Source organism: Sphingomonas aurantiaca (assembly GCF_003050705.1).
Classification (GTDB): Bacteria; Pseudomonadota; Alphaproteobacteria; order Sphingomonadales; family Sphingomonadaceae; genus Sphingomonas; species Sphingomonas aurantiaca.
On the sequence record NZ_QAOG01000001.1, the window covers coordinates 493,282 to 507,245 of the forward strand.

Annotated in this window: 17 protein-coding genes; 12 read left to right on the plus strand and 5 right to left on the minus strand. The window is 67.9% G+C overall.

All coding sequences use genetic code 11. The features are described from left to right. The first annotated feature begins 228 nt into the window (after positions 1-228). The 7 genes from C8J26_RS02375 (at position 229) to pal (ending at position 6,075) form a co-directional block, all read left to right on the plus strand. The gene (locus tag C8J26_RS02375; protein ID WP_107956559.1) at positions 229-987 is read left to right on the plus strand and encodes a hypothetical protein; all 759 of its coding nucleotides are present in this window, start codon (positions 229-231) and stop codon (positions 985-987) included. Between the two features lie 111 nt (positions 988-1,098). Continuing rightward, positions 1,099-1,557, plus strand: coding sequence for a YbgC/FadM family acyl-CoA thioesterase (locus tag C8J26_RS02380; RefSeq protein ID WP_107956560.1), 459 nt, complete (start codon positions 1,099-1,101; stop codon positions 1,555-1,557). Continuing rightward, the gene (gene tolQ / locus C8J26_RS02385; protein WP_056412755.1) at positions 1,554-2,246 is read left to right on the plus strand and encodes a protein TolQ; all 693 of its coding nucleotides are present in this window, start codon (positions 1,554-1,556) and stop codon (positions 2,244-2,246) included. The genes C8J26_RS02380 and tolQ overlap by 4 nt, the downstream gene beginning before the upstream one ends. A gap of 126 nt (positions 2,247-2,372) precedes the next feature. After that, positions 2,373-2,810 carry a protein TolR gene (tolR, locus tag C8J26_RS02390; protein ID WP_107956561.1) on the plus strand — a complete coding sequence of 146 codons (438 nt, stop codon included), beginning with the start codon at positions 2,373-2,375 and terminating at the stop codon, positions 2,808-2,810. 13 nt (positions 2,811-2,823) lie between these two features. Next, positions 2,824-3,897 (plus strand): cell envelope biogenesis protein TolA, encoded by a 1,074-nt coding sequence (locus C8J26_RS02395; RefSeq protein WP_107956562.1) that lies wholly within the window; start codon positions 2,824-2,826, stop codon positions 3,895-3,897. A gap of 224 nt (positions 3,898-4,121) precedes the next feature. After that, a complete protein-coding gene (gene tolB / locus C8J26_RS02400; protein WP_416354504.1) occupies positions 4,122-5,495 on the plus strand; it encodes a Tol-Pal system beta propeller repeat protein TolB in 1,374 nt (457 codons plus the stop codon). A gap of 52 nt (positions 5,496-5,547) precedes the next feature. After that, the gene (gene pal, locus C8J26_RS02405; RefSeq protein WP_056412750.1) at positions 5,548-6,075 is read left to right on the plus strand and encodes a peptidoglycan-associated lipoprotein Pal; all 528 of its coding nucleotides are present in this window, start codon (positions 5,548-5,550) and stop codon (positions 6,073-6,075) included. Between the two features lie 158 nt (positions 6,076-6,233). Here the strand turns inward: pal and C8J26_RS02410 are convergent, their stop codons facing one another. The 4 genes from C8J26_RS02410 to C8J26_RS02425 form a co-directional block, all read right to left on the minus strand. After that, positions 6,234-7,097 carry a S1/P1 nuclease gene (locus C8J26_RS02410; RefSeq protein ID WP_107956563.1) on the minus strand — a complete coding sequence of 288 codons (864 nt, stop codon included), beginning with the start codon at positions 7,095-7,097 and terminating at the stop codon, positions 6,234-6,236. After that, positions 7,094-8,014 (minus strand): isoaspartyl peptidase/L-asparaginase family protein, encoded by a 921-nt coding sequence (locus C8J26_RS02415; RefSeq protein WP_107956564.1) that lies wholly within the window; start codon positions 8,012-8,014, stop codon positions 7,094-7,096. Before C8J26_RS02415 ends, C8J26_RS02410 begins: the two co-directional genes overlap by 4 nt. Then, positions 8,011-9,150 (minus strand): acyltransferase family protein, encoded by a 1,140-nt coding sequence (locus C8J26_RS02420; RefSeq protein WP_107956565.1) that lies wholly within the window; start codon positions 9,148-9,150, stop codon positions 8,011-8,013. Before C8J26_RS02420 ends, C8J26_RS02415 begins: the two co-directional genes overlap by 4 nt. Positions 9,151-9,361: 211 nt before the next feature. Beyond that, a complete protein-coding gene (locus C8J26_RS02425) occupies positions 9,362-9,883 on the minus strand; it encodes a DUF1993 domain-containing protein (RefSeq protein WP_056412735.1) in 522 nt (173 codons plus the stop codon). Positions 9,884-10,012: 129 nt separating this feature from the next. Here C8J26_RS02425 and ispG point away from each other — a divergent pair, with 129 nt between their 5' ends. From ispG to C8J26_RS02450, 5 genes are read left to right on the plus strand one after another with little or no spacing between them, the layout of a single operon-like run. Beyond that, on the plus strand, positions 10,013-11,149 hold the full coding sequence (gene ispG, locus C8J26_RS02430; RefSeq protein ID WP_056412731.1) for a flavodoxin-dependent (E)-4-hydroxy-3-methylbut-2-enyl-diphosphate synthase: 1,137 nt from the start codon (positions 10,013-10,015) through the stop codon (positions 11,147-11,149). A 36-nt stretch (positions 11,150-11,185) separates the two neighbouring features. Then, positions 11,186-11,473, plus strand: coding sequence for an AbrB/MazE/SpoVT family DNA-binding domain-containing protein (locus tag C8J26_RS02435; protein ID WP_056412728.1), 288 nt, complete (start codon positions 11,186-11,188; stop codon positions 11,471-11,473). Further along, positions 11,470-11,850: a type II toxin-antitoxin system VapC family toxin gene (locus C8J26_RS02440; protein ID WP_107956566.1), complete on the plus strand. Its 381-nt coding sequence runs from the start codon at positions 11,470-11,472 to the stop codon at positions 11,848-11,850. The genes C8J26_RS02435 and C8J26_RS02440 overlap by 4 nt, the downstream gene beginning before the upstream one ends. Next, the gene (locus tag C8J26_RS02445) at positions 11,847-12,746 is read left to right on the plus strand and encodes a DMT family transporter (RefSeq protein ID WP_107956567.1); all 900 of its coding nucleotides are present in this window, start codon (positions 11,847-11,849) and stop codon (positions 12,744-12,746) included. Before C8J26_RS02440 ends, C8J26_RS02445 begins: the two co-directional genes overlap by 4 nt. Continuing rightward, a complete protein-coding gene (locus C8J26_RS02450) occupies positions 12,743-13,219 on the plus strand; it encodes a GNAT family N-acetyltransferase (protein WP_056412720.1) in 477 nt (158 codons plus the stop codon). The genes C8J26_RS02445 and C8J26_RS02450 overlap by 4 nt, the downstream gene beginning before the upstream one ends. Positions 13,220-13,313: 94 nt before the next feature. Here C8J26_RS02450 and ppa read toward each other — a convergent pair whose 3' ends face one another. Next, the gene (ppa, locus tag C8J26_RS02455) at positions 13,314-13,892 is read right to left on the minus strand and encodes an inorganic diphosphatase (protein ID WP_055875064.1); all 579 of its coding nucleotides are present in this window, start codon (positions 13,890-13,892) and stop codon (positions 13,314-13,316) included. Between the last annotated feature and the right edge of the window lie 72 nt (positions 13,893-13,964).

The window sequence follows — 13,964 nt, forward strand, 5'->3', positions numbered from 1 at the left end:
CCCCGGCGAAGGCCGGGGCCAAGTTGGGGCGCGTCGCTGACTGAGGTTGCGAGCCGTTACTGCGACCTTGCCAGCTGGGCCCCGGCCTCCGCCGGGGTAGGGCTGGTTGAGTGGCGCATCTCCGACCCCGCCCGCTCTCCACTCGCCGCAAACCGCGTACGGCTTACGCCTCGTTAACCTTATGCGTGGCAAAGAGTGTCCGGTCGGTGGACGTTACGAGGTGTTGCGATGAGTCGTCGGTTTGCGTTGCTGTCCGTTACCGCGCTTGGCCTGCTGGCCGGTTGCGCCCAGAAGCCTCGGACCGTGGCGGCGGTCGCGCCGCCCGTCATCATGGTGCCCGTGCCCGCGCCGGTGATGCCCAAGGGCGCGTCGCCCACCATCGTCATTCCGGTCGCGCTCGCCGACGGCACCTATCCGACGCCGAATCGCAACCTGACGACCGCCGCCAAGGTCTGGCATCTGCGCGCGGCGCTCAACGTCGCCGCGCTCGCGTGTCGCGGGCCGCAGGAAGTGGTGATCGTCGCCGGCTATAACGCGCTGCTGTCGGCGCAGAAGCCGGTGCTCGCCAAGGCCGAGGCGACCTATGCCAGCGAATATAAGTCGGGCGGCGGCGACTGGCAGGATCGCTACGACGATTCGATGACGCGGCTGTACAACTTCTTCTCGCAATCGCCCGCGCGCGACGATTTCTGCACGGCGGCGAACACGGTTCTCGCGCAGAGCGCAGGCGTTTCGGCCGAGGCGCTGCCCGCCTTCGCCGCGCAGAACCTGCCCGTCCTCGAGCGGCCGTTCACCGATTTCTACCGTGCGGTCGATGCGTGGCGCGGTCGCGCTGTGCCGCGGCCGGTCCAGCCCGTGATGGCCTCGCGCCAATATGCGTCGAACACGCCGGTCCAGACGATCACGCAGGCGCGCCTCCAACCGGTCTCGCAGCCGGTGCCGCCCGCGCAGCCCCGGCTGAAGCTCGACGCCAGCGTCTTCCAGTAAGTCGTCGGAAATCCTCCCCCCGCTTTCCGGGGAGGATAGTATCGCCCCGTATCGCGACCATGTGCAGCAAAGCTTGGCTTCCCTGCAAAGACTGGGTTAACAGCCGCGGGAATGGCTGAGGTTTCAGATCGTCCGGCGGAAGGCCGCTTCGAAGGGCGCGAGCACCGGTTTCCGGTGCGCGTCTATTTCGAGGATACCGATCTGTCGGGCGCGGTCTATCACGCCAATTACCTGCGCTACATGGAGCGTGCGCGCTCGGACATGCTGCGGCTCGGCGGGATCGACCAGCGCGCGGCGTTCGAGGCGGGCGAAGGATCCTATGCGATCGCGAATCTGGCGATCCGCTATGCCGCGCCGGCCCGGCTCGACGACGCGTTGATCGTCGTCTCGCGGATGACGCAGGTGCGTGCAGCCGGTGTCGCCATTCATCAAAGAGTCATGCGCGACGGGCTTGTCTTGGCCGAGGCGGACGTTGTGGCGGCATTGGTCGCCCCCAATGGCCGCCCGCGCCGCCAGCCGCGCGCCTGGATCGATATCTACGAACGCCTTGTCTGGCAGGGGGAAGCATGAATCCGGTGTTGACTATGGATAGCGCGACGCTGTCGCCGATCCACTTGTTCCTCCAGGCCGACTGGGTGGTAAAGGGCGTGATGATCGGGCTGCTGCTCGCCAGCATCTGGACCTGGGCGCTGATCGTCGCGTTCTGGCGGCGGATCGGCAAGACGCGCAAAGGCATGACCCGGTTCGAGCGCGATTTCTGGAAGGCCGAGGATATCGACGTCTTCTACAAGGCCGAGGGCGAGAGCGAGCTGCCGTCCGCGCGCGTGTTCGCGGCGGGCGTGACCGAATGGCGGCGCTCGACCGCGGGCGGCACGATCGACAAGAGCGGCACGCGCGAGCGGCTGGCGACCACGATGGGCGCCGCGGTCGCAGGCGAGATCGACAAGCTGTCGGACCGGCTGAACGTGCTCGCGACGGTCGGCTCGGTCGCGCCGTTCGTCGGGTTGTTCGGCACGGTATGGGGCATCATGCGCAGCTTCACCAGCATCGCCGCGGCGCAGAACACGTCGCTGGCGGTGGTGGCGCCGGGCATCGCGGAGGCGCTGTTCGCGACCGCGATCGGGCTGTTCGCGGCGATCCCCGCGGTGATCGCGTACAACCGGTTCAGCCACGGCATCAACCGGATCGAGGCCAGTCTCAACCGGTTCGCCGACGGCTTCCACACGACGCTGAGCCGCCAGCTGGACGGGTCGCGATGAGCGCCCGTCTTATTCCCCTTCCGCTTGCGGGAGGGGCTAGGGGAGGGGCTTCTGCTTCTTCCTCAGCGCGTGGCAATTGCGGCACTGCCCTCCCCCGACCCCTCCCGCGAGCGGGAGGGGAGTAGGATGGCGATGAACCTTCCTTCGTCGCGCGGGCATGGGCGGCGCGCGCCGATGGCGGATATCAACGTCACGCCGCTGGTCGACGTGATGCTGGTGCTGCTGATCATCTTCATGGTGACCGCGCCGCTGATGACCGCGGGCGTGCCGGTGAACCTGCCCGACGCGCGCGCCAAGGCGCTCGACCAGGAGCAGAAGCCCGTCGAGATCTCGATGGACGAGACCGGCGCGCTGTTCATCGACAAGGACCAGGTGACCGACGACGCGCTGCCGATCCGGCTCGCATCGATCGCCGCCAGCCGCGCGGTCGGTGACGAGCCGCAGGTGCTGCTGCGCGCGGATCGGAAGCTCGATTACGGCCGCGTGATGCGCGTGATGGGTGAACTCAACCGCGCCGGGCTGAACCGGGTCGCGCTGGTGACCGTCGAGGGTAATCAGAACTGATGGCGCTCGGCTGATGGATCGCTCGGAGAAGATCGGCCTGGGCGTCGCGCTGGTGGGGCATGTCGTGCTGTTCGGCCTGTTGTCGGTCGGGTTTCTCGATGCGCCCGAACCGCCGAAGATCCAGCAGCAGCCGATCGACGTGAGTCTCGTCCCCGACGTCGCGCTCGAGGCGACCGCGCCGCAATCGACCGAAGCGCCCGCGCAGTCGATCGCGCCGGACGAGGGGGCGCCCGAGGATGCTGCGCCGCCGGCGCCGCAGGAGGCCGAGCCCGAGCCGAAACCCGATCCTGTGCCACCTGCGCCGCAGCCGAAGCCCGCGCCACCCAAGCCTGCACCCAAGCCGCAGCCGGCCCCGGAACCCGCGCCGAAACCGCAGCCCAAACCCAAGCCTGCGCCACCGAAGCCCGCTGCGAAGCCGGCGCCGGTCGCCAAGCCTGTCGTGAAGCCGCAGCCCAAGCCTACGAAAGCGCCGCCCACCAAGTCCGCGCCTGCAAAGGCTGCACCGGCGAAGGCTGCGCCGACCAAGTCCGCGGCCAAGCCGAGTGCCGCGCCGGCCAAGACGTCCGCCACGTCGGGCAAGACGGCGTCCGCATCGTCGGCCAAGCCCGCCAAGCCGTCCGCGACCAAGGGCAGCGGCTCGACCGCGGAGGCCAAGACGTCGCGGCCGCGCGGCTCGCGGCTCGGCGACAATTTCCTGAAGGGGCTGTCCGCCGATCCGTCGCCGAGCAAGTCGGAGGCGCCCAAGGCCGCCAAGCTCGGCGCGCAGGCGGCGGCCAATATCGGCTCGGCGATCCTGCGCCAGGTGCAGCCGTGCGCCAACCGCCAGGTCACGCCGGGGCCGGGCGCCGAGCGGATCCGCGTCACGATCAACCTGAAGCTCAACCGCGACGGCACGCTCAAGTCGCGGCCGACGATCAGCGGCCATGCCGGCGTCGACGACGACAACCGACGCTATGTCGACCGCGTCGACGATCTGGCGATCGCGACCTTTGTCGGGTGCTCGCCGCTGCGCGGTTTGCCCGACGACCTGTATGACGTGCAGAATGGCTGGAGCAATTTCAGCCTGCGCTACAAACTTCCCGGCTGAGGATGTCCGTTATGACTCGATTCGATCTGGGTTTTCGCCCTTCACGCACGGCGCTTCCCGTTGAGAAACCCCACCCCGGCGAAGGCCGGGGCCCAAACGGGAAGGCCGATGTAATGATGCGCAACGCGCCCTCAGCGGCGTCCCCCAATTGGGCCCCGGCCTTCGCCGGGGTGGGGGCTGTATTGGGCAGACGTAAGGCTCGATCGATCCTCGCCTCGGTCGGCTTGCTCGCGTTCGTGTCCGGCAGCGCCGCCTCCGCACAGGACGCACCCGCGCCGGCACCCCAGCAAGCCCCCGCTGACCCAGCCGCACCAGCCCCAGCCGGCGACCAGTCCGGCGGCCTCGTGGTCGACGTCACCGGCGGCATCTCCGCGCCGATGCCGATCGCGATTCCCGTGATGCCGACCGCCGCGGTCGTCTCGACGCCGGCGGGATCGACCGACGTGCTCGGCCGACAGCTCGCCGATATCGTCACCAACGATCTGCGCAATTCTGGCCTGTTCACACCGTTGTCGCCCGGCCAGCTGCGCCCGATCACCTTCCCCGAAGTGACCGCGCCGGGGTTCGACTATTGGGGCAGCACGGGTGCGCAGGCGCTGGTGCAGGGCTTCATCCGCGCGAACGGCGACGGCAATCTGACGGTCGGCTGCTATCTGTACGACGTGTCGTCCAAGGCGGAGCTGACGCGCACCGGGTTCGTCGTGCCGCCGTCGGACTGGCGGCGCGCAGGCCATAAATGCGCCGACATGGTCTATACCCGCCTCACGGGCGAGGGCGCGTATTTCGACAGCCGCGTCGTCTATGTGTCCGAGACGGGCCCCAAGGGACGCCGGATCAAGCGGCTCGCGATCATGGATCAGGACGGCGCCAACCACCGCTTCCTGACCAACGGCCAGTCGATCGTGCTGACGCCGCGGTTCGCGCCGAACCAGCAGTCGATCGTCTATATGAGCTATCTCAACAATCGCCCGGCGATCTATGTCTACGATATCGGCTCGGGCAAGCAGCGGCTGGTCGTCGCGAACGCCAACCTCACCTTCGCGCCGCGCTTCTCGCCCGACGGCCGCAACATCCTGTTCTCGATGGCGCAGGGCGGCAACACCGACGTGTACCGCGTGTCGTCGCAAGGGGGCACGCCGCAGCGGCTGACGAATTCGCCGGGGATCGATACCGGGGGCAGCTATTCGCCCGACGGCTCGAAAATCGTGTTCGAGAGCGATCGCTCGGGCGGGCAGCAGATCTACGTGATGAACGCCGACGGGTCGAACCAGCAGCGGATCAGCTTTGGCGGCGGGCGTTACGCAACGCCGGTGTGGAGCCCGCGCGGCGACCTCATCGCCTTCACCAAGCTCGGCGGCGGGTTCCGGATCGGGATCATGAGCCCCAGCGGCGGCGGCGAGAAGCTGCTGACCAACGACTGGCAGGACGAGGGGCCGAGCTGGTCTCCGAACGGGCGCGTGATCAACTTCTATCGCTCGGGGCGCGGCAGCGGCGGCAAGGCGGATCTCTGGTCGGTCGACCTGACGGGCGTCAACGAGCGCAAGATCCCGACGCCGCTCGACGGCTCGGATCCGGCTTGGGGCCCGCTGCGGCCCTAAACCTGCTATGGGGGCATAACGGGGAAACGTGATTTTCTACGGGAGACTATCTATGTCGAAGCTTTCCAACATCTTGCTCGCGTGCACCGCGCTGATCGCCGTGTCCGGCTGTGCCAAGAAGCGCCCCGCGGTGCTGCCGCCCGCACCGGTCGACAATAGCGGCTCGGTCGATCCCAATGCGGGGATGAACAATGGCAATGTCGGCGGTGCGATCGTGCCGGGGTCGGATGCCGACTTCCAGCGCTCGGTCAGCTCGAACACGGTGAACTTCGCGCTCGACATGTACGACATCGATCCGACCGCGCGCGCGATCCTCGACAGCCAGGCGCAGTGGCTGGCCAAGTTCCCGAACCAGCGCATCACGATCGAAGGCCATGCCGACGAACGCGGCACGCGCGAATACAACCTCGCGCTCGGCGATCGTCGTGCGAACGCGACGAAGAACTATCTCGCGGCGCGCGGCGTGTCGTCGTCGCGGATGACGACGATCAGCTACGGCAAGGAACGCCCGGTGGCGATGGGCTCGGACGACCAGAGCTGGGCGGCGAACCGTCGCGCGGTTACGGTGGTGTTGAACTGACGTTGCGTGTCCCTCTCCCCTCCGGGGAGAGGGAAGGAGGCGCCGAAGGCGACGGGAGGGTGAGGGGAGTTGGGACTCGCGCCCCGAGCCTCACGCCCCTCACCCTCCCACGTGCAAGTGCACGCGGGCCCCTCCCTCTCCCCGGCGGGGAGAGGGGTTTAGCCGAGCGCCTTGTCGAGCAGTTTCGCTAGGCGGATCCCCCCGCGGCGGATCTCCTCGCGCGAGACGGGCACCATCTTCGCGATCGTCGCGTCATCCATTTCTACGCGCGCCGGCACCGTACCGCACGCGTCCCCGCCGAGCGCCGCCGCATAGGCGGTATGCGAGGCCGCCCAGCTCTCCCGGCTCCAGTCGACCACCGTCCCCGCGCCGATCTTCGCGCGCTCGGCCGCCGGATAGCGCCGCACCAGCGACGGCGGCGTCGAGATCGCGCGCTCGGCCAGCGGGCCGTCCCAGACCGAATGCAGGTTGAACCGCGCCGGGCCATAGATGCCGTAGTCCGCCTTCACGTCGTTCCCGCCCTTGTCGTGGCGGTCGCCCGCGTGGAGCGGCTGGTGGAGATCGCCGACGAAGTGGATCAGGAACGCGAGCGCCTGGACGCGGTCCTTCGGCGCAGTGGCGCGATCGTGCAGCAGCGTCACGTCGCGGTCGATCTGCGCCGAGACGCAGTCGCCGTCCTTGCACGCGGGCGTGAGGTCGAACGGCGCACAGACGTCGGCGTTCTGGTAGTGCCAGCTATAGGCGAACCCGAAGCGCGACTTGCCGTCGGCGGTCTTGAGCGGCTTGATGCAGTCCGCCCAGACGCTCGCCTGCTCGATCGTGCCCGCGGGGCATTCGGGCGTGTCGAGCAACGCCTGTTGCGCGAGCAGCCGGCGGATCGCGGCCTTGGTCTTCGGCGTGACGTTGGCATAGGCGATCTGCGCGACGGTCTGGTGGCCGTACTCCCAGAACGCGGTGGCGGGGGAGGCGAGGCCGATAACGGCCAGCGCGGACGATGCCGCGGCGAGGATAAAGCGCTTCATGCCGGCTCGTTAGCGTAGATCGCGACGATCCGGCTACCCGCGGACGATGCCGTGCCGCGATACATGCCGACGGTGTTGAAGCCCCATGCCATGGCGCCGTCCGGCCCCGCGACGATCACCCCGCCGGTGCCGCCGAGCGCCTTCACTTCGGCCAGCACGGCGTCGGCGGCGACCTGCAGTGATTCGCCCGACAGGCGGACGCGTGCGGCGATCTCATGCCCGACGCCGATGCGGAGGAAGAACTCGCCCGAGCCGGTGCACGATACTGCGCAGGCGCGATCGTCGGCGAAGGTGCCCGCGCCAATGACGGGCGAATCGCCGATCCGGCCCCAGCGCTTGCCGGTGACGCCGCCGGTCGAGGTGGCGGCGGCGACATGGCCGTGCGCGTCGCATGCGACCGCGCCGACGGTGCCGTATTTCATGTCGACGTCGAACCCGCCGCCATCGGACTGGAACTCGGCAAACTGGCGGCGGCGTTCGTCGGTGGCGAACCAGTCGGCGTCTGCCTGGGGCAAGTCACGATCACGCGAAAACACATCCGCGCCCTTGCCGGCGAGGAAGACGTGGCGGCCGTCGTCGAGGATCGCACGGGCGAGGCCAACCGGATTGCGCGTGGCGGTCGCCGCCGCGACGGCCCCGGCGGCACGCGTGCGCCCGTCCATGATCGCGGCGTCGAGCTCGAGCGTGCCGTCATGCGTGAACACCGCGCCGCGCCCCGAGTTGAAGTGCGGATCGTCCTCCAGCACGCGGACCGCGGCCTCGACCGCGTCGAGCGCGCTGCCGCCGTCCGCCAGCACCGCCGACCCCGCGTCGAGCGCGTTCGACAGGCCCGCGCGCGCGCCCGCATCCTGGTCGGGTGAGACCATCTCGCTGTCGAGTTTGCCGGCGCCGCCGTGAATGACGAGAGTCCAGGTCATGCTGAGTCTTTCGAGGGGAGGGCGCGCAGGCCGATGAGCGGACGGAGCGGCGCGATGCCGCGGCCGATCCGGTAGAAGGCAATGCAGCCGACGATCGTCGCGGCGAGCAGGCAGGCGAACTCCGCCCAGCCGGGCAATCCGGCGGGGAGCAGCGCGTACATGACGAGCACGATGATCGTCTGGTGGATCAGGTAGAACGGGAATACCGCCTCGGTCAGCACCGGGCGCCAGCGATGGTCGCGGTTCCAGTGGCGTTCGGCGATCCCGATCAGCGCGATGATCGCGCCCCATTGCTCGAGCGCGTGCGCGATGCCGTAGGGCGTGTAGACCCAGCGCGGCGTGACGACATCCGCCGGCCAGCGGAGCTCGACGCCGATGACGCAGAGATAGCCGATCACCGCGGCGATCGCGCCCGTCTTCCACCAGCGCCCGATCGCCGCCATCGCTGGCTCGGACCGCGCGAGGCCGAACCCGAACAGGAAGGCGGGGAAATAGGTGACATGCGCGATCCAGTCGCCCCACAGCGCCTGCGTCTCGCCGACCATGCGCAACCACCAGGCATGGACGAACACGAGCCAGGCGATCGGCACGACGAGCACCGCCCAGCCGCCGAAGATCCGGTCGAACGCGCGTTGCAGCGCATCGCCCCGCACGACCAGCACTGCGACCGTCAGCAGCGTCGTGTAGACCCAGAGATAGACGACGAACCACAGATGGTTCCAGGTCGGCAGCGACAGCCCGGCGAGCTTGCCGAAGCGGAAATAGTCGTGGGCCCAGAACGTCCAGTAACTGCCGGCATAGCCATGCTTGGTGACGAGCTCGACCCAGGGTTGCGGCGGCACGATCACCGCGATGCCGAACAGCAAGGGCACGAGCAGCCGGTAGCAGCGATTGGCGAAGAACGCGCCCGCGCCACGCGACCGGTTCAGCAACGCGCGGCTGGCATAGCCCGAGACGACGAACAGCAGCATAAGCCGCCAGGCGTTGCTCGCCAGCATCGGCAGCCGCACCCAGTCCTCGACATGGAGCGACTTCACATGGAAGTTCCACGGCACGAAGACCATGCCGATATGGTAGAGGATCAACAGCGCGAACGCGCCGATCCGCAGCCAGTCCATGCCGTAGTGCCGGGTCATCGCAGCGCCCTAGGGGGCGGGGGACAGTGTCGCAAGCGTGGGGACGGGTGAGGGGGTCTTTCTCCAATCCTCCCCTGCCAGGGGGAGGTGGCACCGAAGGTGACGGAGGGGGAGGACACGGAACATCCGTCATCGCTTACCTCCCCCTCCGTCTGGCAAGTGCCAGCCACCTCCCCCTGGCGGGGGAGGATCGTTTACGGGATTCGGCCGCTCACCCCTTCATGCGCGGCATGCCCATGAAGTCGCGCTTGCCGAGCGGTACGCCCTGCGCGCGCAGGATCGCGTACGCCGTCGTGGCGTGGAAATAGAAATTGGGCTGCGAGAACGACAGCAGGAAGTTCGCGCCGGTGAACGGCATCACGAAGGTGCCGAATTCGAACTTCGTGTCGTTCTCCGCGAGCACGTCGAACGTCTCGCGGTCGATCGCCTCCAGCGTCGTGATCGCACCGCGCAGGAGCGTGTGGAGCCCGGCGAAATCGGTCGGCCAGGGGGACGTATCGGGCGAGAAGGTCCCGCAGCGGACGCCCTCGATCCCGCCGACCGAGTGGACCGCGCACGATTTCACCTGATAGCCGAACGGCAGCATGTCGTCGGCAAGCTTGGCGTTGATCAGCGCGTCGGGGGCGATGCCGCGCTCGGCGGCGAACGCCTCGGCCTTGTCGAGCAGCGCGTCGACCGCGCGAAGGATCTGCAGGTTCGACGGGATCGTCGCATCGTAGAGGGACAGTGTCATCGACGGAACTCCTGGCAGGACAAGGGTGGGCGTGCGCAACTTATGGCTTACGTTCGCGATCGCCGCCAGCGATGTTCCGTTCCGCGGCGCGGGACGCTATATACCGATGCGAACCCACGAGGAATCTTCATGTCCCTTCGTCCCTGGCGCGATATCACCCGCCGCACGAGCCGCCAGATCATGGTCGGCAACGTCCCCGTCGGCGGCGACGCGCCCGTCACCGTGCAGACGATGACCAACACGCCGACCGACGACGTCAAGGCGACCGTCGACCAGATCCGCCGCTGCGAAGAGGCGGGCGTCGACATCATCCGCGTCAGCTGCCCCGACGTCGAATCGACCACCGCGCTGAAGCAGATCGTCCGCGCGAGCCGCGTGCCGATCGTCGCGGACATCCATTTCCACTACAAGCGCGCGCTGGAAGCGGCGGACGCGGGCGCGGCGTGCCTGCGGATCAACCCGGGCAACATCGGCTCGGCAAGCCGCGTGAAGGAAGTCGTCGACGCGGCCAAGTCGAATGGCTGCGCGATCCGCATCGGCGTCAACGGCGGCAGCCTCGAGCGCCATCTGCTCGAGAAATATGGCGAGCCGTGCCCCGATGCGCTCGTCGAGTCGGCTATGGATCACATCAAGCTGCTCCAGGACCATGATTTTCACGAGTTCAAGGTCGCGGTGAAGGCGTCCGACCTGTTTCTCGCAGTGGCGGCGTATCAGCAGCTTGCCGAACAGGTCGATTGCCCGCTGCATCTCGGCATCACCGAGGCGGGCGGGTTCGTCGGCGGCACGGTGAAGTCGGCGATCGGGATGGGCAGCCTGCTCTGGTACGGCATCGGCGACACGATCCGCGTCTCGCTCTCCGCCGAGCCCGAGGAGGAAGTGCGCGTCGGGTTCGAGATCCTCAAGGCGCTCGGCATCCGCAACCGCGGCGTCCGCGTCGTCTCGTGCCCAAGCTGCGCGCGGCAGGGCTTCGACGTGATCCGCACCGTCCAGGCGCTCGAGGAGCGGTTGCAGCATATCCGCACGCCGATGTCGCTGTCGGTGCTCGGCTGCGTCGTCAACGGTCCGGGCGAAGCGCGCGAGACCGATATCGGCATCACCGGCGGCGGCAACGGCAAGCACATGGTGTATCTGTCGGGCGTCACCGACCACCATGTCCAGGACGCCGACATGGTCGATCACATCGTCAAGCTGGTCGAGGCCAAGGCGGCGGAGATCGAGGCGGCGGACGAGGCGATGGCAGCATTGGTGCCGGTGGCGGCGGAATAGGCGGCGTGGTAGGGTGCCCCCTCGCTGGAGGTGATCATGACCTATCACGCTAAAGTCGTCAGTGGGCAGATCGTCCTGCCCCTCGAACTGCGCCGCGACGCGGGGATCGAAGATGGCGATTCGCTGGTTATCGAGATTAATCCGGATGGCGGACTGTCGATGAAGACCTACGCGCAGGTCGTACGCGAGGTGCAGTCCGAGTTCAGATCGATGGCAAAGCCAGCCGATCGTAATCTGGTCGATGAACTGTTGGCGGAACGTCGCGCCGCAGCGGCCCGCGAGAACACCGAGATCGAGGACTGGCGGACGCGGCACACCGCGTGACCGTCGTTTTCGACGCGTCGACTATATTGGCGATCCTGAAGAACGAGACCGGCGCGGACGTCGTGATCGAGCATGCGCGAGGCGCGATGCTGTCCAGCGTCAATCTGGTCGAGGTCCGCAGCAAGCTGTTCGAGATTGTGTCGGACGTCGATGCGGTGATCGCGAACCTCGACCGACTCGAGATCGTCATCATGCCCTTCACCGCGAGCCAGGCCAAGATCGCGGCAGACCTTTGGCCTGTCGTCAAAGGCAAGAACGTGTCGATCGCCGACCGGGTCTGCCTGGCGCTGGCAATAGATCAGGCGGCGACCTTATGGACCGGTGACACGGATTGGGTGACGCTCGGGCTTGATCTGGATATCCGCCTTTTCCGATGACCTCTCGCACTGTTTCCCCCGCCTTGGCCTTCGCCGTGGCCGCGCTCGGCATCGGGCTGTTCTCGATGATGGACGCGGTGATGAAGTCGCTCGTGCTCGCGATCGGGGTCTATAATGCGCTGCTGTGGCGGCAGATGGTGAGCGTCGGGCTGGGGGCGGTGGCTTGGAGGCTGGGGAAGAGCGGGCGGCCGTCGGCGCGGGCGCTAAAGCTGCACTGCGCGCGCGGGCTGGTGACGACGGCGATGGCGGTGCTGTTCTTCTGGGGGCTCGCGCGCGTGCCGATGGCGCAAGCGATATCGTTGACCTACATCGCGCCGATCCTCGCGCTGCTGCTCGCGGCGGTGACGCTGGGCGAGCGGGTCGGGTGGAAGACGGTCGTCGCGTCGATCGTCGCGCTGGGCGGCGTAGTGGTCGTGATGATCGGGCAGGGACGCGAGGTGCCCGGGCCCGAGACGTTGCTCGGCACGCTCTCGATCCTCGGCTCGGCGGTGCTGTATGCGGTGAACCTGGTGATCGCGCGGTTGCAGAGCCAGGCGGCACGGCCGGGCGAAATCGCGTTCTTCCAAGCGCTCGTCATCGCCGCGACGCTCGCGCTGGCGGCATCATGGCTCGCGGTGGTGCCCGAGGCTGCGTCATGGCCCAAGCTGGTGCTCGCCGCGGGGCTGGCGACCGCGTCGTTGTGGCTGCTCGGCTGGGCCTATGCGCACGGTGACACGGGGTTTCTGGCGACCACCGAATACACCTCGTTCGTCTATGCCGCGGGCCTGGGTTTCCTGGTGTTCGGCGAGCGGGTATCGGCCTTTACGCTGGCGGGCGCGGCGGTCATCGTCGTCGCGTGCCTGTACGCGGCGCGGCGGCGTGACATCGCGCAAACATCGATCGAGGCTACCGTATGACGCTTATCCGTTCCGCCACCCGCGCCGATGTCGGCACGATCCTGCGTTTCGTGCGCGAACTCGCCGCGTTCGAGCGCGAGCCGGATGCGGTCGAGGCGACCGAGCCGATGCTGGCGGAGGCGCTGTTCGGCGAGCGGCCGGCGGCGGAGGCGCTGATCGCGGAGAGCGCGGACGGCCCGCTCGGGTTCGCGTTGTTCTTCCACAATTTCTCGACCTGGACGGGCAAGCGCGGGCTGTATCTCGAGGATCTGTACGTGACGCCCGATGCGCGCGGGCAGGGGGTCGGGGGTGCGCTACTGGCGCATCTTGCCGGCATCGCGCTCGATCGCGGCTGCGCGCGGTTCGAATGGTCGGTGCTCGACTGGAATGCCGACGCCATCGCCTTTTATCGCAAGGTCGGCGCGGTCGGGATGGAGGACTGGACGATCCAGCGGATGTCCGGGGAGGCTCTGGTACGGCTGGCGGGGCGGTAGGTGCGGGCACGCGACGTCACCGTGCCCTCACCCTTCCCACGGCAAGTGCCGCGGGCTGCTTCCCTCTCCCCTTCAGGGAGAGGGAGACAGGCGATCAGCGCCCTGCGGTTTCGTCCGCGTCCATCGGCTCTTCGCCCTTGGCCTTTTCCGCTTCGTAGCGCTCGATCGCCTCGATCGTGACGCGCTTGGCCTCGTCGGCGTCGCCCCACTTGCCGACCCGGACCCACTTCTTCTTCTCGAGGTCCTTATAGTGAGTGAAGAAATGCTCGATCTGCTCGAACACGATCTCGGGCATGTCGGCACGCTCGCCGATATTGGCGTAATAGGGGAACACCGAATCGACGGGGACGCAGACGAGCTTTTCGTCGCCGCCGGCCTCGTCCTCGAGGTTGAGCACCGCGATCGGGCGCGCGCGGACGACGCAGCCCGGGATGAACGGCGAGCGCGCGATCACGAGCGCGTCGAGCGGATCGCCATCGGGGCTCAGCGTGTGCGGCACGAAGCCATAGTTCGCGGGATAGCGCATCGGCGTGTGCAGGATGCGGTCGACGAACAGCGCGCCCGAAGCCTTGTCGAACTCGTACTTCACGGGCTCGCCGCCGGTCGGCACTTCGATGATGACGTTCAGGTCTTCGGGCGGGTTCTTGCCGGTCGGGATGAGATCGATACGCATGGCGGTCCTTTCGATATGACGATGCCGGCGCTCCACGATGTGGGGAGCGACCGGCACCGGTAAACTTGTTGC